Annotated in this window: 25 protein-coding genes and 1 tRNA gene; 17 read left to right on the forward strand and 9 right to left on the reverse strand. The window is 70.1% G+C overall.

Annotation, left to right across the window (positions count from 1 at the left end; all coding sequences use genetic code 11):
• The first annotated feature begins 8 nt into the window (after window positions 1–8).
• The 8 genes from obgE to QSJ40_RS06335 all read left to right on the forward strand — a co-directional run bounded on the left by obgE (window position 9) and on the right by QSJ40_RS06335 (window position 7427).
• Window positions 9–1613 (forward strand): GTPase ObgE, encoded by a 1605-nt coding sequence (obgE, locus tag QSJ40_RS06300; protein WP_285729618.1) that lies wholly within the window; start codon window positions 9–11, stop codon window positions 1611–1613.
• Between the two features lie 111 nt (window positions 1614–1724).
• Window positions 1725–3176 (forward strand): glutamate 5-kinase, encoded by a 1452-nt coding sequence (gene proB, locus QSJ40_RS06305; protein ID WP_352156186.1) that lies wholly within the window; start codon window positions 1725–1727, stop codon window positions 3174–3176.
• Between the two features lie 121 nt (window positions 3177–3297).
• Window positions 3298–4629 carry a glutamate-5-semialdehyde dehydrogenase gene (locus tag QSJ40_RS06310; RefSeq protein ID WP_502875241.1) on the forward strand — a complete coding sequence of 444 codons (1332 nt, stop codon included), beginning with the start codon at window positions 3298–3300 and terminating at the stop codon, window positions 4627–4629.
• Between the two features lie 135 nt (window positions 4630–4764).
• Entirely contained in the window at window positions 4765–5013 is a 249-nt protein-coding gene (locus QSJ40_RS06315; RefSeq protein ID WP_024290597.1) for a hypothetical protein, read from the forward strand.
• 104 nt (window positions 5014–5117) lie between these two features.
• Entirely contained in the window at window positions 5118–5765 is a 648-nt protein-coding gene (nadD, locus tag QSJ40_RS06320; RefSeq protein WP_285730177.1) for a nicotinate-nucleotide adenylyltransferase, read from the forward strand.
• Window positions 5766–5828: 63 nt separating this feature from the next.
• Complete coding sequence (locus tag QSJ40_RS06325; RefSeq protein WP_285729620.1) at window positions 5829–6752, forward strand: hypothetical protein; 924 nt, start codon at window positions 5829–5831, stop codon at window positions 6750–6752.
• A gap of 52 nt (window positions 6753–6804) precedes the next feature.
• On the forward strand, window positions 6805–7194 hold the full coding sequence (rsfS, locus tag QSJ40_RS06330; protein ID WP_285729622.1) for a ribosome silencing factor: 390 nt from the start codon (window positions 6805–6807) through the stop codon (window positions 7192–7194).
• Window positions 7195–7354: 160 nt separating this feature from the next.
• Window positions 7355–7427, forward strand: a tRNA-Ala gene (locus tag QSJ40_RS06335).
• A gap of 252 nt (window positions 7428–7679) precedes the next feature.
• Here QSJ40_RS06335 and QSJ40_RS06340 read toward each other — a convergent pair.
• Window positions 7680–7865 carry a DUF3024 domain-containing protein gene (locus QSJ40_RS06340; protein WP_235586730.1) on the reverse strand — a complete coding sequence of 62 codons (186 nt, stop codon included), beginning with the start codon at window positions 7863–7865 and terminating at the stop codon, window positions 7680–7682.
• A gap of 151 nt (window positions 7866–8016) precedes the next feature.
• Here QSJ40_RS06340 and QSJ40_RS06345 point away from each other — a divergent pair, with 151 nt between their 5' ends.
• The 3 genes from QSJ40_RS06345 to QSJ40_RS06355 all read left to right on the forward strand — a co-directional run bounded on the left by QSJ40_RS06345 (window position 8017) and on the right by QSJ40_RS06355 (window position 9551).
• A complete protein-coding gene (locus tag QSJ40_RS06345) occupies window positions 8017–8184 on the forward strand; it encodes a helix-turn-helix domain-containing protein (protein ID WP_235586729.1) in 168 nt (55 codons plus the stop codon).
• A gap of 33 nt (window positions 8185–8217) precedes the next feature.
• Window positions 8218–8592, forward strand: coding sequence for an MmyB family transcriptional regulator (locus tag QSJ40_RS06350; RefSeq protein ID WP_268766246.1), 375 nt, complete (start codon window positions 8218–8220; stop codon window positions 8590–8592).
• A gap of 158 nt (window positions 8593–8750) precedes the next feature.
• Window positions 8751–9551 carry an alpha/beta fold hydrolase gene (locus tag QSJ40_RS06355; RefSeq protein WP_082676880.1) on the forward strand — a complete coding sequence of 267 codons (801 nt, stop codon included), beginning with the start codon at window positions 8751–8753 and terminating at the stop codon, window positions 9549–9551.
• A 41-nt stretch (window positions 9552–9592) separates the two neighbouring features.
• On the opposite strand, the gene QSJ40_RS06360 is transcribed toward QSJ40_RS06355, so the two are convergent.
• Both QSJ40_RS06360 and QSJ40_RS06365 read right to left on the reverse strand, forming a co-directional pair.
• Window positions 9593–10747 carry a dihydrolipoyl dehydrogenase family protein gene (locus tag QSJ40_RS06360; RefSeq protein WP_235586727.1) on the reverse strand — a complete coding sequence of 385 codons (1155 nt, stop codon included), beginning with the start codon at window positions 10745–10747 and terminating at the stop codon, window positions 9593–9595.
• A gap of 28 nt (window positions 10748–10775) precedes the next feature.
• Window positions 10776–11366 carry a sugar O-acetyltransferase gene (locus tag QSJ40_RS06365; RefSeq protein WP_285729630.1) on the reverse strand — a complete coding sequence of 197 codons (591 nt, stop codon included), beginning with the start codon at window positions 11364–11366 and terminating at the stop codon, window positions 10776–10778.
• Window positions 11367–11529: 163 nt separating this feature from the next.
• Between QSJ40_RS06365 and QSJ40_RS06370 the strand changes: the two genes are divergently transcribed.
• Complete coding sequence (locus QSJ40_RS06370; protein WP_285729632.1) at window positions 11530–12381, forward strand: Ltp family lipoprotein; 852 nt, start codon at window positions 11530–11532, stop codon at window positions 12379–12381.
• Between the two features lie 93 nt (window positions 12382–12474).
• On the opposite strand, the gene QSJ40_RS06375 is transcribed toward QSJ40_RS06370, so the two are convergent.
• Window positions 12475–12900 (reverse strand): winged helix-turn-helix transcriptional regulator, encoded by a 426-nt coding sequence (locus tag QSJ40_RS06375; protein ID WP_024290589.1) that lies wholly within the window; start codon window positions 12898–12900, stop codon window positions 12475–12477.
• A gap of 112 nt (window positions 12901–13012) precedes the next feature.
• Between QSJ40_RS06375 and QSJ40_RS06380 the strand changes: the two genes are divergently transcribed.
• A complete protein-coding gene (locus QSJ40_RS06380; protein WP_058870990.1) occupies window positions 13013–13867 on the forward strand; it encodes an SDR family oxidoreductase in 855 nt (284 codons plus the stop codon).
• A gap of 109 nt (window positions 13868–13976) precedes the next feature.
• On the opposite strand, the gene QSJ40_RS06385 is transcribed toward QSJ40_RS06380, so the two are convergent.
• Both QSJ40_RS06385 and QSJ40_RS06390 read right to left on the reverse strand, forming a co-directional pair.
• On the reverse strand, window positions 13977–14306 hold the full coding sequence (locus QSJ40_RS06385) for an SRPBCC family protein (RefSeq protein ID WP_058870989.1): 330 nt from the start codon (window positions 14304–14306) through the stop codon (window positions 13977–13979).
• 111 nt (window positions 14307–14417) lie between these two features.
• Window positions 14418–15140 (reverse strand): EamA family transporter, encoded by a 723-nt coding sequence (locus tag QSJ40_RS06390; protein ID WP_201023861.1) that lies wholly within the window; start codon window positions 15138–15140, stop codon window positions 14418–14420.
• Between the two features lie 110 nt (window positions 15141–15250).
• On the opposite strand from QSJ40_RS06390, the gene QSJ40_RS06395 reads away from it, so the two are divergent.
• Window positions 15251–16093, forward strand: coding sequence for an MSMEG_6728 family protein (locus QSJ40_RS06395; protein WP_058870988.1), 843 nt, complete (start codon window positions 15251–15253; stop codon window positions 16091–16093).
• A gap of 69 nt (window positions 16094–16162) precedes the next feature.
• Window positions 16163–17224 carry an NADP-dependent oxidoreductase gene (locus QSJ40_RS06400; protein ID WP_058870987.1) on the forward strand — a complete coding sequence of 354 codons (1062 nt, stop codon included), beginning with the start codon at window positions 16163–16165 and terminating at the stop codon, window positions 17222–17224.
• 22 nt (window positions 17225–17246) lie between these two features.
• Here the strand turns inward: QSJ40_RS06400 and ppk2 are convergent, their stop codons facing one another.
• Entirely contained in the window at window positions 17247–18101 is an 855-nt protein-coding gene (gene ppk2 / locus QSJ40_RS06405) for a polyphosphate kinase 2 (RefSeq protein ID WP_058870986.1), read from the reverse strand.
• A 115-nt stretch (window positions 18102–18216) separates the two neighbouring features.
• Window positions 18217–18768 (reverse strand): DUF3817 domain-containing protein, encoded by a 552-nt coding sequence (locus QSJ40_RS06410; protein WP_082676879.1) that lies wholly within the window; start codon window positions 18766–18768, stop codon window positions 18217–18219.
• Window positions 18769–18924: 156 nt separating this feature from the next.
• Here QSJ40_RS06410 and QSJ40_RS06415 point away from each other — a divergent pair, with 156 nt between their 5' ends.
• Together QSJ40_RS06415 and QSJ40_RS06420 are read left to right on the forward strand one after the other, a co-directional pair.
• Entirely contained in the window at window positions 18925–20019 is a 1095-nt protein-coding gene (locus QSJ40_RS06415) for an App1 family protein phosphatidate phosphatase (RefSeq protein WP_058870985.1), read from the forward strand.
• A gap of 43 nt (window positions 20020–20062) precedes the next feature.
• Window positions 20063–21601: an aldehyde dehydrogenase family protein gene (locus tag QSJ40_RS06420; RefSeq protein WP_058870984.1), complete on the forward strand. Its 1539-nt coding sequence runs from the start codon at window positions 20063–20065 to the stop codon at window positions 21599–21601.
• A gap of 95 nt (window positions 21602–21696) precedes the next feature.
• Here the strand turns inward: QSJ40_RS06420 and QSJ40_RS06425 are convergent, their stop codons facing one another.
• Window positions 21697–23322, reverse strand: coding sequence for an SLC13 family permease (locus QSJ40_RS06425; protein ID WP_285729643.1), 1626 nt, complete (start codon window positions 23320–23322; stop codon window positions 21697–21699).
• Between the last annotated feature and the right edge of the window lie 59 nt (window positions 23323–23381).

Consider the following 23381-nt stretch of genomic DNA (forward strand, 5'->3'; position numbering starts at 1 on the left):
GGGAGACCATGGCCGAGTTCGTCGACCGAGTGGTCCTCCACGCAGCGGGCGGCAACGGCGGCCACGGCTGCGTGTCCGTCCGACGCGAGAAGTTCAAGCCGCTGGGCGGACCGGACGGCGGCCACGGCGGCGACGGCGGCTCCGTGATCCTGCGGGTCGACGGCCAGTCCACCACGCTGCTGCCGTATCACCGCTCCCCGCACCGCTCGGCGCCCAACGGCGGCCCGGGCATGGGCGATGACCGCAACGGGTTCAAGGGCGAGGACCTGATCCTCTCGGTCCCGGACGGCACTGTCGTGAAGGACCGCGACGGTGAGGTCCTGGCGGATCTGGTCGGCGTCGGCTCCGAGTTCGTGGCCGCCGCCGGCGGTCAGGGCGGGCTCGGCAACGCGGCCCTGGCCTCTCCCAAGCGCAAGGCCCCCGGCTTCGCGCTGCTGGGCCTTCCCGGCGAGGCCCGGGACATCGTGCTCGAGGTCAAGTCCCTGGCGGACATCGCGCTGGTGGGCTACCCGTCGGCCGGAAAGTCCTCGCTGATCGCGGCCATGTCCAAGGCGCGGCCCAAGATCGCCGACTACCCGTTCACGACTCTGGTCCCCAACCTGGGCGTGGTCGAGGCCGGGCAGTACCGCTACACCGTCGCCGACGTCCCCGGCCTGATCCCCGGCGCGTCCGAGGGCAAGGGCCTGGGCCTCGAGTTCCTGCGCCACGTGGAGCGCTGCGCCGCCCTGGTGCACGTCATCGACTGCGCCACCCTCGAGCCCAACCGCGACCCGATCTCCGATCTGGAGGCGCTCGAGTCCGAGCTGGCTGCCTACGCGATCGACGGCAAGCTCGACGGCGGTCGCTCCATCCCGCTGCTGGAGCGCCCCCGCCTGGTGGTGCTCAACAAGATCGATGTCCCCGATGCCCGCGAGCTGGCCGAATTCGTGCGCCCGGACCTGGAGGAGCGCGGCTATCGCGTCTTCGAGGTCTCCACGGCCTCGCACGAGGGGATGAGCCTGCTGGGCTACGCCATGGGCGAGCTCGTCGAGCAGGGCCGCGAGGCCGAGGCTCCGGATGAGACCGCACCGGCCGTGCTGCGGCCCGAGCCGCTGCGCACCCGTCGCGGCGGGAAGGTCGGGGTCCCCGACTTCACGATCACGCGCGAGGAGCGCGGCCTCGAGCCGCTGTGGCACGTGCGCGGCGAGAAGCCCGAGAAGTGGGTTCTGCAGACCGACTTCAACAACGAGGAGGCGGTGGGCTACCTGGCCGACCGCTTCGCCAAGCTCGGCATCGAGGACGAGCTGTTCCGCCAGAAGGCCCGACCCGGCGACGCTGTGCTGATCGGTCCCGAGGAGGACGGCGTGGTCTTCGACTGGGAGCCCACCATGGTCGGCGGCGCCGAGCTGCTCGCGGCACCGCGCGGCACGGATCCGCGACTGCAGGACACCACGAGCCGTCCCACGCGCGAGCAGAAACGCCGGGAGTTCTACGATCGGATGGACGCCAAGACCGCCGCGCGCGACGAGCTCGAATCGGAGCGCCTGGCCGGCGTGTGGACCGAATCCGTCGACGAGAAGCGCCGAGCCCGTCAGCAGGGCGGCAGCCAGGGCCAGGACACCACCGAGGACTGAGCCCAGCCCTGCCGCAGCGCGGCACGACAGCAGCACCCTAGCGACACGCACGATCCCCCTGACCTCTTCAGACCTGCCCCGCAGCGGGGCACAGGAAGGACACGGACAAGCATGGCGAAGGTCTTGCACAAGAACGACATCGACCGCATGGGCGGGGAGGCGGAGAAGTCCGTCGAGCAGATCAGCTCCGAGAACCGGGGGAAGAACCGGGTCTCGCCGATCACGAGCCCGTCGCAGATCCCCAGGGCCCAGCGGATCGTCGTGAAGGTCGGCTCGTCGTCGCTGACCAGCATCCAGAACTCGATCGACGAGGCCGCGATCCAGCGCATCGTCGCCGCGCTGGGCCAGCAGAAGAAGCGCGGCAAGGAGATCGTCTACGTCTCCTCCGGCGCGATCTCGGCCGGTCTGTCGCCGCTGGGCTTCGACAAGCGCCCCAAGGAGCTGGCCGCCCAGCAGGCCGCCGCCTCCGTGGGCCAGGGCCTGCTGATCGGCCGGTACATCGACTCGCTGGCCCGCTACGACGTCCAGGTGGGCCAGGTCCTGGTCACCGCCGAGGACCTCATGAAGCGGCATCACTACCAGAACACGCACCGCCAGATCGAGCGGCTTCTGGACCTGGGCGTGCTGCCGATCATCAACGAGAACGACGCCGTGGCCACCCAGGAGATCAAGTTCGGCGACAACGACCGCATCGCGGCGCTGACCGCGAACCTGGTCAAGGCCGACGTCCTGCTGCTGCTCTCGGACGTGGACGCGCTGTACACCAAGCACCCGGATGAGGGCGGTGAGCGCATCCCGGTCGTCGAGGATCCGCTCAAGGACCTCGAGGGCGTCGAGATCGGCACCGTGGGCCGGGCGGGCGTGGGCTCCGGCGGCATGGTGACCAAGGTCCAGGCCGCCCGCATCGCCGCGGCCGGCGGCGTGCCCGCGCTGGTGACCTCCACCGCGAACATCGAGCGCGCCCTGGCAGGCGAGGACGTCGGCACCTGGTTCCTGCCCACCGGCGGGCGACGCAACACCCGCCTGCTGTGGCTGGCGCACCTGGCCGACATCAAGGGCTCGCTCGTGCTCGATGACGGCGCCGTCAAGGCCATCGGCAAGCGCAAGTCGCTGCTGCCGGCCGGCGTGACCGAGGTCCGCGGCCGCTTCGCGGCAGGTGAGCCGGTCTCGCTGGTGAACTCCGAGGGCGAGGAGGTCGCCCACGGGCTGTCCAACTACGACTCCGAGGACATCCCGGACATGCTGGGCCGCACGACCCGGGAGATCGGGGAGGACCTGGGCTCGCGCTTCGAGCGCGAGCTGGTCCACGTGGACAACCTCGTGACCATCCGCCCGCGCTCGGCCAAGACCAAGGTGCGCCGCCGCGCCAGGACCCAGTCCATGCCCAAGGTGAAGGCCAAGGACGGCGCAGGCGCGAAGTCCAAGGCCAAGACCAAGGACAAGGACAAGGCCGAGGGGAAGTCCAAGGCGAAGGCCAAGGACGGCGCCGCCGCGAGGTCCGCCTCCCGCAAGCGCAGCACCTCCGACGCCGCGGACAAGCCCCGCCAGCGCAGGAGCGAGTGATCCGGCGGCCTGGCCCGGCGCGGAACAATGCGCCGGGCAGGTTCGCTGTGCTGAGCAGGAAGACCACCGGAGCAGGATGATTCACGACCCCGCCGCGACGGCGGAGGAGGAGCACACCCTGATGAGCGAGAACACCACGAACGACACCGCCTCGACCGATGCCTCGGTCCGCCTGACCCACGAGACCTTCGGCGAGGACCCCCAGGTGGCCGTCGGGCTCATGGCCGATGACGCCAAGGTGGCAGCCCGCACGCTGGCCACGGCCACCCGCTCGCGCAAGGACGCCGCGCTGCTGCACATCGCGGAGGCCATCGAGAAGTCCTCCGAGCGCATCATCGAGGCCAACAGGCGCGATATCGACCGAGGTCGCGAGAACGGGACCTCCTCGGCCCTGCTGGACCGGTTGGAGCTGGACGAGGATCGCATCAAGGGGCTGGCGGACTCGCTGCGCGAGCTGGCCGCGCTTCCGGATCCCGTCGGCACCATGGTGCGCGGCGAGACCCTGGCCAACGGACTGCGCATGCGTCAGGTGCGCGTGCCCATGGGCGTCGTCGGCGCGATCTACGAGGCGCGCCCGAATGTGACGGTCGATATCGCAGGTATCGCCCTGAAGTCGGGCAACGCCGTCCTGCTGCGCGGCGGCTCCGCTGCCGCCGAGTCCAACCGCGTGCTCGTCGGGTTGATCCGCGACGCCCTGGCGGACAAGCGGCTGCCCGTGGACATCGTGCAGACCGTCGACGACTACGGCCGCGACGGCGCCACCGCCCTGATGTCGGCGCGCGGCAAGGTTGACGTGCTGATCCCTCGCGGGGGACACGGGCTCATCCAGTCCGTCGTCCAGAACGCCACGGTTCCGGTCATCGAGACCGGCGAGGGCAACGTGCACGTCTTCATCGACGCCTCGGCCGCCGAGAAGATGGCCGTCGAGGTCGCCGTGAACGCCAAGACGCATCGCACCTCCACCTGCAACACCGCCGAGACGCTGCTGCTGCACAAGGACTCCACCGCCGGTGCCGCCGTGCTCGAAGCGCTGATCAAGGCCGGTGTGACGCTGCACGTCGACGAGCGCGCCGCGCAGCTGCTGCCTTCCGGCTCGGATCAGCCGGCGGCCACGGAGGAGGACTGGGAGACCGAGTACCTCGACATGCACATGGCCGTGAAGGTCGTGGACTCCCTGGACGAGGCGCTCGAGCACATCGAGAAGTACACGACCCGCCATACCGAGGCGATCGTGACGAACGATCTGGCCGCTTCCGAGAAGTTCATCGCCTCGATCGACGCTGCGGCCGTGATGGTCAACGCCTCCACGCGCTTCACCGACGGCGGCCAGCTCGGCCTGGGCGCGGAGATCGGGATCTCCACGCAGAAGATGCACGCCCGCGGGCCCATGGGCCTCGAGGAGCTGACCACGACCAAGTGGATCGTGCAGGGCGACGGCCACATCCGTCCCTGAAGCAGGAGACGGCCCGCACCGGCCGGACGTGTGCTGGGCGCGAGCTGAGCCGAAGCCGCGAACGGGGCTCCTGGACCGCTACCATGGTGGGGACCAGGAGCCCCGCGCGCGTGCGGGGAGACAGAAGGGAAGACCATGCAGCAGACCTCAGTGCTGATCCAGGCTGCCGAGGGCGGCCACCACATCGTCAACGAGCTGCCGGTCAACGGGCCGTGGTTCGGCATCGTGGCCTTCATCGTGTTCATGCTGCTGCTGATCACCACCCTGACCTTCGGGCCCCGCAGTCAGTCGCCGGATGACACCGACCACCACGTGGATCCGGCCCAGCTGCCGGCTGACGAGGCCGCCATGCTGGCCAGCTACTCGGCCAAGCGCGGGCACTGAGCGCAGCAGGACATCCCGGACACCCCGTGTCGGAGACCTCCGAGCTGAGCATCGTGGCCAAGCGCCAGGCGCAGGATCCAGCGCGCGCTCGGGCCCCGCAGGGGATCCAGGTGCCGCCGCGGCGCCCCGGGCGCACCAGGCTCGGCGTCATGGGCGGCACGTTCGACCCCATCCACCACGGGCACCTGGTCGCCGCCTCCGAGGTGGCCGCAGTGTTCGGTCTGGATGAGGTCGTGTTCGTGCCGACCGGTCAGCCCTGGCAGAAGTCCGGCTCCGAGGTCTCGGACGCCGAGCACCGCTACCTGATGACCGTGGTCGCCACGGCGGCCAATCCGCGCTTCAGCGTCTCGCGCGTGGACATCGACCGCCACGGGCCCACGTACACCGTGGACACCCTTCGGGACCTGAATGAGCTGCGTCCGGATTCGGACCTGTTCTTCATCACCGGCGCGGATGTCCTCAGCGAGATCCTCTCCTGGCACGGGGCGGAGGACATCTGGGACCTGGCGCACTTCGTCGGCGTGACGCGGCCGGGCCATGAGCTCAGCGTCCCCGAGGGCGCCGGCGATGTCGTCCTGCTGGAGGTCCCCGCCATGGCGATCTCGTCCACGGACTGCCGCGCCAGGGTGCGCAGCGGTCAGCCCGTCTGGTATCTGGTGCCGGACGGCGTGGTCCAGTACATCGGCAAGTACGGTCTCTACCGTCCCGGTGACGACCACCGCTGGCCCGCCGATACCCTCGGCACCGCCTGAAGACCCCCACGCACACATTCATCCCGCCGCCCGCTCATACGGGCGAGCAGATTCGAGGCACCGATGAGCGACGGCCGGTTCGCACAGGACAGCGACGCTGCACCGGATGACGTCACCATCCCGGATCCCACCGACCCTGATCAGCAGGGCCTGAACCCGCCGGCGCCGATCATCGACCTGGGCGGCGACATCGCCGTGGGCCCGAGCCGCCCGCTGGGCCCGCGGCGCCTGGCGCTGCTGCGCGAGCAGATGGCCGAGCACCAGCAGGAGATCGAGCGCTCCGGCACGGAGGACCCCGCGCACGTGGATCCCGTGCTGGCGCGGAAGCAGCGGCGCATGGCCGAGCTCGCCTCCCGTGCCGCGATCTCCTCCGAGGAGGACCGCCGGCTCGCCGACGAGGCGATCGCCCAGACGCAGAGCATCCAGCCCATCACGGACGAGTACCTGGCCTCCCTCGACGAGCAGGAGGCCCACGAGACCCAGCCCGGGACGTCCTCTCTCGAGGAGGCGCCCGAAGAGGTCTCGGAGCAGGTCGAGCAGTCGGACCGGGCCTCTGATGAGGCGCCGAGCGACCCCGCGATCCAGGCGACGCCGTGGAGCGAGCCCGTTCCGGTCGTGCCGGCATCTGAGCCCGCCGAGGAGCCGGCGCGCGATGACCTCGAGGAGTCGTCGGAGACTGCTCAGCCGAGCGACTCCGCCGAGGCGGTCGAGGAGCACGCGTCCTCCCTGGAGTCCTCGGAGGGCGCGGAGGCGAACGCGTCCGAGCAGAGCTCGCCGCAGGACGCAGCAGGGGCTGTCGGTGCCGCTGCGAGCGATGACGAGCAGGAGCCGTCGGAGCCCGTGCGCGCCGTCAATGCCCAGGGCCTGCAGCTGATGGATCCCAAGGACTACCGCACGCCGTCGGACTGGCGCACGCCCGTCCTGACGATCGCGGCGATCCTGGTCCTGGCGCTGCTCGCGGTCCTGATCATCTTCTTCATCCTCTGAACCTGAGACACACCACCATCCATCGCCGCTGGCGATCGAGAGGAAGCACTGCATGAGCATTCCCGAGACCTCCCTGGAGTACCTCCGCACGGCGGCGCGCGCCGCCGATGACAAGAAGGCCGAGAACATCGTGGCCATCGACGTGAGCGAGGCGCTGGCCATCGTCGATTCGTTCCTGATCGCCTCGGCGCCCAATGAGCGCCAGGTGGCCTCGATCGTCGATGCGATCGAGGAGGACCTGCTGGAGAAGCACGACCTCAAGCCCCTCCGCCGCGAAGGCCGCGCCGAGGGCCGCTGGGTGCTGCTCGACTTCGGCGACGTTGTCGTGCACGTCCAGCACGACGAGGAGCGGGCGTTCTACGCGCTCGAGCGCCTGTGGGGCGATGCTCCCACGATCGACCTGGGCCTGGCCGAGGCCGCGGCAGAGCCGTCAGCAGGCTGATCCGGTGGGGGGACCGGCGGCCGATTTGCACGGCCGCCGAGCGTCCCCTAATATCTAACGCGTTGCCGAACGGGAGACGAACCCAGCGGGAACGAGTAGGAACTCTCGATGAGGGATTCAGCTCGGGAACGTGGTAGAGTTTCCAGGTCGGAAACGGCAAGGGGCTGTGGCGCAGCTGGTAGCGCATCTGCATGGCATGCAGAGGGTCAGGGGTTCGAGTCCCCTCAGCTCCACCGAAGGAACACGAAGGGCCGCACCTCCCGGTGCGGCCCTTCGTCGTTGCCCTGATGATGTCGTTCTGGACCATCGGGCCAGAGGCAGGAGGGCGCCGAGGGGACGCATCTGAAGGCCTTCGGGGCCTGAGGCACGGCCGATGAGTCCCCTCAGCAGCGGTGGGTGCCCACCTGCCGAGCGACACCACGGGGCCATCAGATTGTGGTGCTCATGCAGCGGGGCTGCTCGACGGATTCCGGCGTCGGAAGCCCTCAGCGCCAGAAGATGGCGAAGCGTGCCCAATCACCCTGGCCGTCCCACGGGGGTCTCGTCTCGAAGATCGTGACGTGGCGCTCGGCTGCGTCCACCTCGACGCGCACCTGATCGCGCAGATGCTCGGGCACTTGCTCACGGCACAAGCGCTGGATGCGCGGCAGATCCTTTTCGGGGACAGCCATGCCTGCCTCCACACCTCTCCTCCGCTCATTGCGGAGCTTGTGAATCCCACCGCAGGCGATGGAGCAGGCATCGTCGGCGCCGTGAGACGTTCCCTCAGCGGGGTGCTGAGCAGGCCCCCTTCGCTCGGCCGGTCCTCCTATCGGGGGGGGCATGGACAATCGCGACGACATCCGGGACTTCCTCGCCACTCGGCGGGCCAAGCTCACGCCTGCCGACGTCGGCCTGTCCACCAGCGCCCGTCTCTGGGTCCCCGGCCTGCGGCGTGAGGAGGTCGCGGTGCTCGCGGGGGTCAGCACCGAGTGGTACACGAAGCTCTAGAAGGGCCACATCGCAGGGGTCTCGGAGGAGGTCCTGGCCGCCGTCGCCGATGCTCTGCGCCTGGACGTAATCGGCGTGGATGCGCTGGGCAGGGCCTTGCACGCGCCCATCTTCGACAGCGCCACGGCCAGGGGCGGGCGGGCGAACTCCGCGCGTTACCACTTCCTGGACCCCGGTTCTCGGGAGTTCTTCCTCGATTGGGAGGGCGGTGCCGCCGCAATGGTCGCCCTGCTGCGGGCCGAGGCGGGGCCTGCGCCGTACGACATGGCGCTGCGGGAGCTGATCGGAGAGCTCTCCACGGTCAGCGAGCAGGTCAGCGCGTACTGGGGCTCCCACGACATCCTCATCTGCCATGAGGGGCGGAAGGGGCTCCAGCACCCCGCCGTCGGGGAGTTCGAGCTGACCTGACAGTCCACGGAGATCCCCCTCGCTCAGCGGGCCTAGAACGACCTGACCTTCTACACCGCGGAGCCGGACAGCGGCGCATCGCTGCATCCGGGCAGCTGAGGCGTTCCTCTCAGAGGACGGTCTTGGCTCTAGGCCCCGCCGGAGTACGGTGGTCTGCCATGAGCGAGGAGCCGCAGCAGGCTGACAAGCGGATCGGGACCGTGGAGACCGCAGACGGCGCGCGGCTGCAGTGGGCGTCGTATGGCGAGGGCCCCGGTCTGCTGCTGATCGCGGGTCAGGCCACCACCCACCTCAGCTGGCTGCATGTGCTGCCGCAGCTGGCGCGCAGACGGCGGGTCGTGGTCTTCGATCATCGCGGCGTGGGGCGCAGCACGCTGGGGGAGCCCGACGGGCTCAGCACACGGGCGCTGGCCCAGGACGCGCTCGCCGTGATGACGGATGCCGGTCTGGAGCGCGCGGATGTCTACGGCCATTCGATGGGCGGGCGCATCGGTCAGTGGCTGGCGATCGATGCGCCGGAGCGCGTGCGACGGCTGGTCCTGGCCAGCACCACCGGAGGCGACCGTCGGGACGGCCCGCGCGGACCGGGGATCGACGCCGCCCTGGCCTCCGGTGACCGCAGGACCATGACGCCGCTGTTCTTCACCGACGGCTTCGCAGCCCAGCATCCAGATGTCGTCGAGCAGTTCTTCGCCCGCGACGCCGATCTCACCGCCCGCCGAAGGCACTTCCAGGCCAGCCGCGGCCACGACGCCTGGGGCGACCTGTCCCGGATTCAGCCGCCCACGCTGGTGCTGCACGGAGCCGACGACCAGGTGACACCTCCTGACAGCGCCCGGCGCCTCGCCGAGCTCATTCCGGGTGCCCAGCTGCGGATCCTGGAGGGACAGCGCCACTGCCCGCACCTGGAGTCGACGGAGGCGCTGGAGACCGTGGAGGAGCTCCTGGCGGCTGACTGATCTTGCGGGGTCGCCGGTGCGCCGACCGGGCTGTCGCTGTCTCAGGCGCTGTCGCCCGAATACGGCTGCAGCTCGCCGAGCACCTCGTTCAGCGCCTCCGTGCTGGAGGGGTGGGTCCAGATGCCGTTCATCAGCTCGTCCGCGGTGACCTGGACCCGGATGGCCAGGGCCACCAGATTGATCAGCTCCTGGGAATCGATGCAGAACAGCGAGGCGCCCAGCACCTGCCGGGTCTGCGCGTCCACAGTGAAGGTGATGACGCCGTCGGTCTCGCCCACGATCTTGGGCCGCGGCATGGCGGCGATCGAGGCCACGTCCTTGGCCGCGTAGAGGACCGAGTGCCCTGCACGCACGGCTTCCTCCGGGCCCATGCCCACCTGGGACAGCGGGGGAGTGAGGAACGTCGTGCTCGGCACGGCCACGCGGTCGGCGCGGCTGCGCTGCCCGGAGCCGAGGAGCTGATCCCAGACGATGCGGTGGTCGTCCAGGGAGATGTAGGTGAACTGCGGGCCGCCGTTGACGTCGCCCACCGCGTACACGCCCTCCGCGCTCGTGCGCAGCTGATCATCGACCGCCACGAAGGCCCGGTCGTCGGTCTCGATGCCGGCTGCCTCCAGGTTCAGGTCGGCGGTGGCCGGGGTGCGGCCTGCAGCCACCAGCACGGCATCGGCCTGGACCTGGCCGTCGGCCAGCTCCAGCACGAGGGCCTCGCCGTCCTGCCGGATCTGCTGCACCCGGGCGCTCTGCCGCACGACGACGCCGGCCTCCGTGAGCACCTGGTGCACCGACTCCGCCACGACAGGCTCGGCGCGGCGCAGGAAATGCTCGCCGGAATCCAGCACGGTGACCTGGGAGCCGAAGTGCTGGAACATCTGGGCGAACTCCAGTCCGATGAACCCGCCGCCGATGATCGCCAGGCGCTGCGGCAGGGGATCCGCGTGCTGGATGGACGTCGAGTCGTAGACCCGAGGCAGATCGATGCCGGGGATGTCCGGGCGCGCGGGCACGGCACCGGTGCCCAGCACGACCGTCTCCGCGGTGATGATCAGCTCGCCGTCGGCCGTGTCCACCGCGACCTTCCGCGGGCCGATGAACCGAGCGGTTCCGTCCACCAGCTCTGCCTGGCCCTCGAGCATCCTGTGGTTGGCCGCATTGAGCTTGCCGATCAGCGAGTCGCGCCCGGCCACAGCGCTCATGGACGTGCTCCTTCTGGGGGAATGGGGGTCAGTCGGCCTGGATCTCGCGGATGACCTTGGCGGGGTTGCCGACGGCGATCACGTTCGCGGGCAGATCCCTGGTGACCACGGATCCTGCGCCCACCACGGTGTTCTCGCCGATGCTCACGCCGGGGCACACGATCACGCCGCCGCCGAGCCAGACGTTGTCGCCCAGCGTGATCGGCTCGGCATCCTCGAGCTTGTCCCGTCGAGGGCCGGGCTCCACGGGGTGGGTGGGCGTCAGCAGCTGGACGTTGGGTCCGAGCTGGCAGTCCGCACCGACGGTGATCGGCGCGACGTCCAGGGCAGTGAGGTTGAAGTTCACGAAGGACCGGGCGCCGATGCTGATGCGGCTGCCGTAGTCCACACAGAGCGGCGGGCGCACGTCCGCGTCCTCACCGAGGTGCCCGAGCAGCTCCTCGAGCAGCTCGCGGGAGCCGGGATCGACGTCGACGACGGCGCGGTGGAAGGCATCGGAGAGGCGCGTGGCGCGGCGGGAGGCTTCAGCGAACTCGGGGCCATCGGCGATGTAGGGGTCGCCGTCGAGCATGCGCTGCCAGTGGCTGCGGTCGTCACCTGCGAAGTGATCGTTCGTCATGCTCCGAACGCTACGCGGGGCCGCCGACGTACCGCGGAGGATCGCTGGGCAGGCGCGCCTGCCTGCCCCCTGAAGATGTGATGTAATTCATATCATCTGCTTCGGGGTGCCGATCTTCGGTGCGATCCGAGGCCTCACTTCATCGCCGAGGAGCACAGCAGCCATGGGACAGCGCGTCCGCAGGACCACCGCAGGGATCGCAACGGGATTGGCCGCCGTGCTGCTGCTCAGCGCCTGCGGCTCGGGGGAGGACGCCGAGAAGGACTCGACGTCCTCCGCCTCCGCCTCCGCATCTGCCTCGCCGAGCGCTGAGCCGACCGAGGCCGAGACGCCCACCGAGACCGCCACGGAGGCATCCTCCGCGCCGACCGATCAGCCTGCCACCGAGGCGCAGGCGGAGACCCCGGCTGAAGCTCAGGATCCTTCCGCCGGGCCGACTCCGGACGAGACTCCTGTCCCGGCGGACGTCGGGCAGGACCCCTTCGCCGAGGAGTCGGGCGTCGGTCCGGCCCCGGGCGAGGTCCCGGTGCCGGCGGACGTCGGTCAGAACCCGTTCGGCGAGGACGCCTCCGCAGGCGGCCCCGGGGCTGTGCCGCAGGGCACGGCGACGGCGGCGGCGCAGAACTATCTGGACTTCACGAACTTCTCCCGCAGCGGCCTGATCGAGCAGCTTGAGTACGAGGGCTACTCGAACTCTGAGGCCACGGCGGCGGTGGACGGGCTGACCGTGGATTACGCCCAGCAGGCCGCTGGAAGTGCACAGAGCTACCTCGACATGACCGGCTTCAGCCGCTCCGGGCTGGTCGATCAGCTCGTCTATGAGGGATACACCCCTGACCAGGCCGAATCCGGGGTGAGCAGCCTGAGCGTGGACTACTCGGAACAGGCGGGCCGGTCGGCACAGAGCTATCTGGATCTGATGCCGATGTCGCGCGCAGAGCTCGTGGATCAGCTGATCTACGAGGGGTACACGCATGAGGAGGCCGCCGCAGGAGCGGACAGCGCCGGTCTGTGAAGCGCAGATCGGCGACGGGCCGGCAGGTGGCCTGACGGTCCCAGGCCTGTGGGGCCGAGATCGACGGCTGCCGACGACGACTGCGCGGGCTGGTCACGCGCAGTCGTCGTGCACCTTCCGGGCCTCCAGCACGGCGGGCAGATCCGCCTCGATCGTGGTGATGAGCGCAATGAGAGGCTCGGCCACGGCCGCGCCGAGTTCCGTCAGGGCGTAGTCCACGTGCGGCGGGATGGCGCTGTGCACGGTTCGCACCACCAGGCCGTCGTGCTCGAGCTCGCTGAGGGTCTGGGAGAGCATGCGGTCGCTGATGCCCTCGATGGCCCGGCGCAGCTCGCCGAAGCGCGCAGGGCCCTCGCTGCGGGAGAGCGCGACCATGGTCAGGGCGCCCCATCGGCCCGTGACGTGATGCAGCACGGAACGCGACGCGCAGGCCTTCGCCATGACATCAGCACCGAGCTCTGCCGTGGGCTGCTCGGCCTGCCCGTGCACGATCTGGGGTGTCGTCTCCTGCGAAGTCATGTCCTCCACTGTAGCGAGAGCACTTTCAAATATGTCGGCACGTGAAGATACGCAGTGCTCACGAAAAGTAAGTGCTACCGTGTGCAAGAACACCGAACCGAAGGAGAGCATCATGAGCATCGCCGTCACCGGAGCCACCGGACAGCTGGGCCATCAGGTCATCGAATCCCTCATCGAGCGCCAGGTCGCGCCGGAGGAGATCGTCGCCGTCGTGCGCAATGCCGACAAGGCGCAGGACCTCGCCGAGCGTGGCATTCGGATCGCCGTCGCCGCCTACGAGGACGCCGACGCCCTGAAGGCCGCTCTGGAGGGCGTGCAGCGCCTGGTGATGGTCTCCGGCAGCGAGGTCGGCAAGCGCGTGGCGCAGCACTCCAACGTCATCCAGGCCGCTCGGGCGGCCGGTGTGCAGCTGATCGCCTACACGTCGCTGCTGGGTGTCGAGACCTCGACCCTGAACCTGGCCCCCGAGCATCGGGAGACCGAGCAGCTGCTGGCCGAGTCCGGCATCGGCCACGTGCTGCTGCGCAACGGCTGGTACTGGGAGAACTACGCCTCGGCGATCGCCCCGGCCCGCGAGTACGGGAAGATGTTCGGGGCCGCCGGAACGGCCCGTGTGAACGGAGCCTCGCGCAGGGACTACGCCGAGGCCGCCGCGGCCGTGATCACGATGGAGGCCCAGGAGGGCCGAGTCTACGAGCTGGCCGGCGAGCCTGCGCTGAGCTACCCCGAGATCGCTGCGCGCATCGGCGGGCTGCTCGAGCGCGAGGTCGACTACATCGACCAGACCGTCGAGGAGTACGCGCAGGTGCTGCAGCAGGCCGGTCTGCCGGAGCAGGTCGCCGGGTTCGTCGCCGAGATGGACCGCGGGATCGCCGACGGCGCCCTGGAGTCGGACAGCAGGGATCTGCAGACCCTGCTCGGGCGCCCGGCCACCACGATCGCGCAGGCGCTCGCGGACTCCGTCTGAGCTGAACAGGTCCGCCCGGGGCCGGAAGCACCGAGGGGGTGCGACGCCGCGATGGCGTCGCACCCCCTCGTCGTCGCCGTGAGTGCTGCCAGAACGTGGCGATCCCGGCTCAGAGCGCGGCTTCGAACTGATCGGCGAAGGTCTGAGCGGACTTGGTGTTCTTCTTCTTGCCCATCAGCGCCTTGGGGGAGCCCGGGCTGTTGTCGTAGTCGACGGTCATACGCGTTCCGCCGCCGGCCTCCTCCAGGGTGATCGCCAGATGGGCGCCCCAGCTCAGGGCTGTGCGCTTGGTGGTGATGTCGAAGCGCAGCCGATCGCTGCTGACGGCGTCGATGTGATGGCCCTCCGATCGGGCCGTGGACTCGATCGCCTCGCGGACGCGATCCAGGGGCGCGGAGAGGTCCTTGCTGAGGGTGCCGTTGGAGGCGAAGAGTGCCATCGGGGGGGGGTCCTGTCGTCGGGGGTGGTTGCGTAAGCATAGATTCCCCGGTGACAGGGTGGGCTGCCTCACTCGTGTGTGACGCGGTGCTGATCCTCTGTGACCGGTGCCTCAGGCGGCCGAGGGCTCGGGATCGGCGCGCGGGCGCCACTGGCCCAGGGTGATGCCCGCGCTCGCCACCACGACGAGCGCCACGGCGGTGAGGCTCATGGCTCCTGCGCTCTGACCCAGCAGGACCCAGCCCACCACCGCGGCGATGGCCGGCTCGATGCTCATCAGCACGGAGAAGACGTGGCTGGGCAGGCGCCGCAGGGCTGCGATCTCCAGGGAATAGGGCAGGACCGAGGACAGCGCCGCGGCGGCCAGCGCGAAGAGCAGCAGCCCGGTTTCAGCCACCACGCGCGCGGCGGTCGTCGCGGATTCGACGCCCATCAGCCCCATGCCGACGAAGGCGAGCCCGACCCAGAGCAGATCCCGGCCCCGTCGGGAGAGCACAGCGGTGAGCACGAGCGGGCCCAGGAACTCGATCGCCACTGCGGTGCCCAGCGGGATCCGCTGGATCGCGGCGTAGATGAAGCCGTTCATGCCCGCCAGCGTGAGCCCGAGCGCGACGACGGAGCGCCACTGCATCCGGTTCCACGAGCGCATCCGCGAGCGGATGATCAGCGCCATGAGCGCGGCGGCCAGCAGCTGCCGCAGCGCGCTGGCGCCCCACGAGCCGAGGTCGTCGAAGAGCTGGGCGGCGGCTGCCGCGCCGACCTGGATCGACAGACAGGCGGACAGGACCATCGCGGCCCCGGGGCCGGTGGAGCGGGCAGTCGACTGCGCGCTCACGAGGACGGGCTCATCGGGGTGGTGGCGATCAGGGGCTCAGCATGTCGGAGCCGCGGCTGTCGGGGCCAGTCGGGCTGTCTCGTCGTCTCCCGCCGGTAGGCTGAGCCGCTGTGCAGACCTTCCTCCCGATGCCGAGCCCGGCTGACTCCGCCCACGCTCTGGACCGCCGTCGCCTGGGCAAGCAGCGCGTCGAGACGCTGCAGATCCTGCGTGCGCTGTGCCTGCCGGACTACGGCTGGGGCACGCACCCGGCCGTGCTGATGTGGTCCGGACATGTGCCCGGGCTGGTGTCCTACGGACTGGCCATGGTCGATGAGTGGGAGGCCCGCGGCGGGCGGGATTCCACGCGCTGGAAGATCGCCGAGTTCGCTCCGGAGGCGGCCCGCAGCCCGGCGGCCCTGCCGCCGTGGGTGGGCGACCCGGAGTTCCACGCGGCGCACCGCTCGTCGCTGATCGCCAAAGACGAGCAGCACTATCGCCCGCTGTGGCCCGAGACCCCTACGGGCCTGGAGGCCGTCTGGCCGAGTCCGCCCAGTCCGCACGAGAAGCCGTTCGAACCCGGACCGGGCCGGCGCGCCTGGGTCGTGGCCGGTCCCGTGCTCGAGCACGATGCCCTGCTCCTGCCGGCAGAGCCCGCGCCCGGGGAGACCGCCGCTCAGCGACGACGCCGTCCGGGGCAGCTGGAGCGCCTGCGCACCGAGGCCCAGCCCGGGGAGGAGGTGCTCATCCCGCTGGCCTCGGCCTCCGCCGAAGGCACTGCCTTCGAGCCCGAGCGCGATGAGGCGCAGGAGGGTCTGCGCGAGCCGGTGCTGCGGGGCCGACTCGGCGCCGGGGAGCACACCGACCACGGCATCCGCCGCGAGGTCGAGTGGCTGGGGATCCTCCAGCGCGATGCCCTGGAGGATCCGTGGCAGCTGCAGCGCCCCCGTACCGTCTTCCCGATCCGTCGCTGACAGCGGATTTCGCCATGGGCTGAGCGCTGAGGTGGACGCACCGGGGCCGGCAGGCGGACAGTGGTGTCCATGAGCATTCCCACTGTGAACGATCTTGCCGCCTCCGCCCGCAGCACCCGTTGGGTGCTGGCCGCTCGACCCAGCGGCTGGCCCACCGAGGACGACGTCCGCCAGGAGACCGTGGAGCTGCCGGATCTGTCCGACGGCGAGATCCGCGTGGTCAACGAGGCCATCTCCGTGGATCCCTACATGCGCGGTCGCATGAACGACGGCCCCTCCTACGTCCCGCCCTTCGAGCTCGGCGAGCCGATGGACGGCGCGGCGGTGGGCGTCGTCGTCGCCTCCCGCTCGGACGAGGTCCCCGAGGGCACCCGCGTGCTGCACGGACAGGGCTGGCGCGATGTGGCCCAGCTGCCCGCCGCCAAGGCGCAGCAGCTGCCCGATCTGCGCGATGCCGACGGCCCGCTGGCGGCCTCGAAGTTCCTGGGGATCGCCGGGATGCCCGGCTTCACGGCGTGGCTGGGTCTGACGCGGATCGCCTCCATGCAGGAGGGCGACACGGTGTTCGTCTCGGGTGCCGCCGGCACCGTCGGCTCGGCCGTGGGGCAGATCGCCCGGCTCAAGGGCGCCGCCCGCGTCATCGGCTCGGCGGGCGGTCCTGAGAAGAACCGCATCGTGACCGAGCGCTACGGCTTCGACGCCTGCCTGGACTACAAGCGCGGCGACGTCATGGGTCAGCTCGGCGAGGCCGCTCCGAACGGCATCGACGTCTACTTCGACAACGTCGGCGGCGATCACCTGGAGGCTGCGATCCAGCACTTCAACGACGACGGCCGCGCAGCACTGTGCGGTGCGATCAGCCAGTACAACGACGATCAGCCCGCCCCGGGTCCGCGCAACATGGGGATGCTGGTCACCAAGCGGCTGATGCTGCAGGGGTTCGTCCAGGGCTTCTACACCGAGGCCATGGGCGACTTCCTGGCCGAGATAGGTCCCTGGCTCGCGGCAGGGGAGATCGTGGCCGATGAGACTGTCGAGGACGGGATCGACCAGGCCTTCGACGCCTTCCTGGGCATGATGCAGGGCCGCAACGTCGGCAAGATGGTGGTCCGCACCGCCGTCGCCGACTGAACCCCCGCCTGTCCGACGAGACTCAGCCCTCCTTGTCCTTGCGCTTCTTCTTCAGGGAGGGCTTCTTCTCGGCCTTGGCCTCTACCTCGGCGGAGTGGTCCGGGACGGCGCGCTGCAGCTCGCGCGGCGGGCGCTGATAGCCCGAGGACGGCGGGCGCTTGGGCAGCTCCAGATCCGGGCGCTCGATGTGCTCCCACTGGATGGTGTGCAGCAGATCGGCGATCATGTTGATCCGCGCCCGCCGCTTGTCCTCGGCCTCCACGATGTTCCATCGCGAATAGGGGAGATCGGTGTGCACGAGCATCTCGTCGCGAGCCCGTGAGTAGTCCTCCCAGCGGGTCAGCGACTCGAGATCCATGGGCGAGAGCTTCCAGTGGCGCATGGGATCGGAGAGCCGGGACTGGAAGCGCTTCTCCTGCTCCTTGCCGGAGACCGAGAACCAGTACTTGCGCAGGATGATCCCGTCCTCGATCAGCATCTGCTCGAAGATCGGGCACTGGCGCAGGAAGCGCTGATGCTCCTCCGGGGTGCAGAAGCCCATGACACGCTCGACTCCGGCGCGGTTGTACCAGGAGCGGTCGAAGATCACGATCTCGCCCGCAGCCGGCAGGTGCTCGATGTAGCGCTGGAAGTACCATTGCGTCTTCTGCCGCTCGGTGGGCGCCGGTAGCGCCACGATGCGGGCGGTGCGGGGATTGAGGTATTCGGTCAGGCGCTTGATCGCCCCGCCCTTGCCCGCCGCATCACGGCCCTCGAAGACGACCACGACGCGATTGCCGGTCGACTTCACCCACTCCTGCATCTCCACGAGCTCGGCCTGCAGCCGCAGCAGCTCCGCCTCGTACAGGGACTTGTCCATGCGCTTCGTCTTGGTCATGCCACGACGATAGCCAGCTGTGAAGCAGATCACTCAGTTGGGACGGGCAACTTGCCGTCACGCGAAGAGGCGCCCGGCCGGTGAGGGTCGGGCGCCTCCGCTGCGCTGGATCGGATCACTCCGGGGAGACCTCCACGGGCGGACCCATGGCCAGCAGGGTCAGGTAGAGAGCCACCACCACGACGACGACCACGACCGTCGAGACCACCGGATGCCGCAGCAGGGCGGCCAGCAGCTTCTCGAGTGGGCCTCGAGGTGCCTCGTCGTCGCCGCGCAGGCGCCAGCGGTGGGGGAGCAGACCGCGGCGCAGGGCCCGGCGCTCCACCGGGATCGTGGCGTAGGGGATCACGGCGCTGAGCAGGGCGAGCAGCCCGTCGGTCAAGGACCAGCGGGCGTCGATCCATACGATCACGACGACCGCGCAGTAGCTCAGGAACACGAAGCCGTGGATGCCGCCGCCCACGGACACCGGCCAGTCGCCCAGATGCAGCGCGTACTTGCCGATCATCCCCAGGATCAGCAGTGTCCAGGTCACCGCCTCGGCAAGCGCCAGGACGCGGAAGAGCCGGTGCGGCGTGACGGGGTCCGCGTGCGGCGCAGGCGCGGCGGGGTCCGTCGTGGGGCCGGTGCTCGGACCGGTGGTGCGGGGGTTCGGATCGCTCGACATGCCCCCATTGCACCGCATCAGGCTGGACGCGTCCTCCAGGCGCCGCCGTGGAGCGGGCGCCGCATCACAGTCCGCGCAGCCGACGGCTGCGGCACGACGACGGCTGGGCCGGCGTCGTGCGTGGTGGGTCTGGAGGGCTGTGCCAGACTGAGCGCCATGTCGCAGACCCGTCCGGAACAGGACCAGCAGCCCGTCGACCTGGCCACCGATCTGCTCCAGACCATGGATCAGGTCACGCAGGATGCACTGAACTTCGGGTACCGGATCGAGCAGGGCTTCACCCAGTTCCGGCAGCGCAGTGCGGAGCGGCGCGGGGATCGACCCGTCATGGTCGCCTTCGACTGCTACGGAACCACCGACCACGTGCGCATCCTGGGCCGTGCTCTTTACAAGACGCACGGGCCGGAGGACCCCACCGACGAGGACGAGACCTCGATCCGCGGCTGGCGCTCCTTCACCTCGATCCCCATCGGCTTCGCCCACGTGGATGTCGAGATCGAGGGCGTGCAGTTCCGGCTGGTGGCGGACAAGGGCGGGGTGATCGATGCCGACGTGGAGATCAGCCTGGAGCCCGGCGTGCACACCGCGCGGCTGCGCACCGCCGGCTCGGCCTGGGCCACCTCCCGGATCTGGGTAGTCGACGACTCCCAGCGCATCGGCGTGGTCTCCGATATCGACGACACCGTCATGGTCACCGCCCTGCCGCGGCCCATGCTGGCGGCCTGGAACTCTTTCGTGCTCAACGAGCACGCCCGCGACGCCACCCCCGGCATGCCGGTGCTGCTGGAGCGCCTGCGCCGCCGCCACCGCGGCCTGCCCTTCATCTACCTCTCGACCGGGGCCTGGAACGTGGCGCCCACGCTGCGCCGCTTCCTGAGCCGCAACGCCTACCCGCCCGGAACGCTGCTGCTCACCGACTGGGGACCCACCACGGATCGCTGGTTCCGCTCGGGGCCCCGGCACAAGGTCGAGAACCTCGAGCAGCTGGCCCGCGAGTTCCCGCACATGAAGTGGATCCTGATCGGCGACGACGGCCAGCACGACCCGGAGATCTACGGGGGCTTCGCGCAGCGCTACCCGCAGAACGTGGCCGCCGTCGTGATCCGCACGCTCTCGCCCACCGAGGCCGTGCTGGCCTCCGGTCGCCTGCTCACCGCCGACGGCCCGGAGCTGCCGGAGGGGATCCCGCTGATCCGCGCGAACGACGGTGCCTCGATCTCGGAGCAGCTCGAGGAGCACGGGCTGCTCTGAGGCAGGACGCTGTGCTGTCGGGGAGGGCCTCTACCGTGGAACTATGACCGAGCGAGGCACCCAGTCCGAGTCCCTGCCCACGGCCCCGTCGTTCCGGCGGCGCGAGCCGCAGCTCAGCGCGGTCGAGGATCTGCCCGCAGACAGCGCCCGGCAGATCGATCGCCTCGTGGAGCGCACTCAGGCGGCCTTCAGCGCCCCGGCGCCGCTCGAGCTGCGGCTGGAGCGCCTGGACCGGCTCGAGCGCGTGCTGACCGGGCACCGTGAGGCGCTGCAGGCGGCGCTGGCCCAGGACTTGGGCAAGTCGCAGACCGAGTCCGAGCTCACCGAGATCGGCGTGACGCTCACCGAGCTGCGCCACGTCCGTCGCAGCCTGGCCTCCTGGATGGCGCCGCGGTCCGTGGGATCGGCTGCGGTGCTGAGTCCCTCCAGCGGCTGGGTCCAGGCGCAGCCCCTGGGCACCGTGCTGATCATCGCTCCGTGGAACTACCCGGTGCAGCTGCTGCTGTCTCCGCTGGTGGGCGCGCTCGCGGCCGGGAACACCGCGGTGGTCAAGCCCTCCGAGCACACCCCGCACGTGTCCCAGGCGCTGAGCCGGGCCCTGGAGCAGGAGCTGTCGGAGTGCGTGGGCGTGGTCCAGGGCGGTGTCCCGGAGACCACGCGGCTGCTGCAGCACCGCTTCGACCACCTCTTCTTCACCGGCAACTCGGCCGTGGGGCGCGTGGTCATGCGGGCTGCGGCCGAGCACCTCACGCCCGTGACGCTGGAGCTCGGCGGCAAGTCACCGGTGTGGATCGACGACACCGTCGATCTCGCCGCAGCTGCCCGGCGCCTGGCCTGGGCCAAGCTGGTCAATGCCGGGCAGACCTGCGTGGCACCGGACTACGTCATGGGCCCGGCCAGCGTGCTGGAGCAGCTCGTGCCGCTGCTCGCGGAGGCCATCCGCGAGTTCTACGGCGAGGATCCGCAGTCCAGCCCCTCCTACGGGCGGATTGTGAGCTCACGGCACCTGCAGCGCCTGACGCAGCTGCTCGAGCGGGTGCCGGCAGCGGACGTCCTGGCCGGCGGGCGCCACGACCTCGAGGACCGGTACCTGGAGCCCACGATCGTGCGCAGCGCACCGGATGGTCCGCTCATGGAGCAGGAGATCTTCGGGCCCGTCCTGCCGCTCGTGGCGGTGGAGGACCACGGCCAGGCGATCGACGTCGTCCAGGCCGGGGAGAAGCCCCTGGCGCTCTACGTCACGAGCCGGGACGAGCAGGTGCGCGCCGACTTCAGCGAGCGGACCTCCTCCGGCGGCATGACGTTCGAGGCCCCCATGGTCCATCTCATCCACCCGCAGCTGCCCTTCGGCGGAGTGGGCGATTCCGGCATGGGCGCCTATCACGGGCGCGCCAGCTTCGACACGTTCAGCCATCACCGCTCGGTGCTGGCCAAGCCGCTGGCCCCGGAGACCCTCAGCGTCACCTTCCCGCCGTACAGCGGCGCGCGGGCCTGGGCAGCGCGACAGCTCATGTCCGCACCCACGCCGTCCGAGCTGGTGCATCGTCTGCGCCGCCGTCGGGGCGGGCGCACGCGGGACTGAGCCTTCCGCCGTCCACGACGGCCCCCGCAGGAGCACGGCCTCCGAGGCCGGGATGGCTTCGGGGGCCGCGCCCTCGGCGGATCAGACCGGGGGCCTCAGCCGGAGAGCCCGACCAGCCCTACCATCACCGGCACCATGGTCACGATGAGGATGATGCCCAGGACATCGAACACCGCGCCCGTGCGGATCATCCGCACCATGGGCACCGCGCCGGTGCCGTAGACGATCGCGTTCTGCGGCGTGGAGACCGGCAGCATGAACCCGAACGACGCCGCGAACGTGGCCGCCATGGCGGGCACCAATGGATCGACCTCCATGGCCTGGCACAGGGGGATGACGATCGGGACGATCACCGCGGCGGCGGCCGTGTTGGAGGTCGTCTCCGAGATCAGCACGGCCAGCACTGCGGAGAACACCGTGATCGCGGCCAGGCTCGTGACCCCCAGGTTCTCGGAGGCGCCGGTGCCGATGGTCTCGGCCAGGCCGGTGTCGGCCAGCATGGAGCCGAAGATGATGCCCGTGCCGAAGAGCAGGATCGTGCCCCAGTCGATCTTGGCGGCCTCGGACCAGGTGAGGGTGGGCTCCCGCTTGGCCCAGTCCTTGGGCAGGATGAACAGCAGGGAGGCGCCGAGCACCGCCACGATGCCCTCGTCCAGGCGGTCGTCCATGAAGATGTAGAGCTCGGAGTCGGTGCCCGCGAACAGGCTGACCACGGCCGGCAGCAGCCACAGGGTGATGGTCACGCCGAAGGCGATGATCGTGTTCTTGGCCGCGCGATCCATGGGGCCCTGGGCTTCGCGCTGCTCGCGGACGTAGTCCTCCACGCCGTCCAGGCGACGGACCTCGGGCCGGTTGAGCAGGAACATGGTCGCGGCGAGAACGATGAACATCCCCAGGCAGATCGGGAAGGCCATGACCATCCACTGCGCGAACGAGATCCGGATGCCCATGGCCTCCTCGATCAGGCCGCGGCCGATCAGGTTGGGCGGGGAGCCGACAGGTGTCAGCAGGCCGCCGACGCTGGCTCCGTAGGCCAGCATGAGCATGAGTGCTGCGCCCACGCGCAGGCGCAGCGGATCGAAGTCCTCCTTGACGATGCCTCGGTCCTGCATCAGCTGGGCGATCACCGCCATGATGCCCAGAGCGGTGGGCATGAGCATGGCCACCGTCGCGGTGTTGGAGAGGAAGGCCGAGAGGATGCAGGTGATCACGCCGAACGCGATGATCACCCGGTAGGTCGAGCGCCCCACGCCCGGCAGCGAGAGCACGAACAGGGCCACGCGCTGGGCGATCCCGTGCTTGAGCATGGCCTGGGCCAGGATGAACGCGCCGATGAACGTGAAGATCGTGGTCGATCCGAAGGGCGCGAGCACGTCGCCGGCCGGCGCCACGCCCAGCACGACGATCGCGCCGACGCCGATCAGGCCGCCCACGGGGATGGGCACCGGCTCGCAGATCCACAGCACGATCACGCCCAGCAGCACGGAGGCCAGCAGATGCTGATCCGGCTCGAGGTTCACGGGCAGCAGCGCGAACAGGATCGCGATGGCGGGAGCGACGAAGAAGCCGGCCGTCTGGCGGGCTCGCTCGAACTTCTCCTCCCGCGGGGAGAGCTTCTGCTCGCTCAGGCTGCGGAACGTCTTGCCGCCGAGCAGGGCGGAGCGCACATCCGTGCGCCGGGAGGCGTCCCGGGCCCAGGAGATGGGGCTGGTGTCGGTCACTGGAGGTCCTTCCTCACGAGGGTCCCCTCACCCTGCGCCTGTGACGCAGGCCACGTCCA

The sequence above is a fragment of the Kocuria sp. NBRC 114282 genome, assembly GCF_030268385.1.
Lineage (GTDB): Bacteria > Actinomycetota > Actinomycetes > Actinomycetales > Micrococcaceae > Kocuria > Kocuria palustris.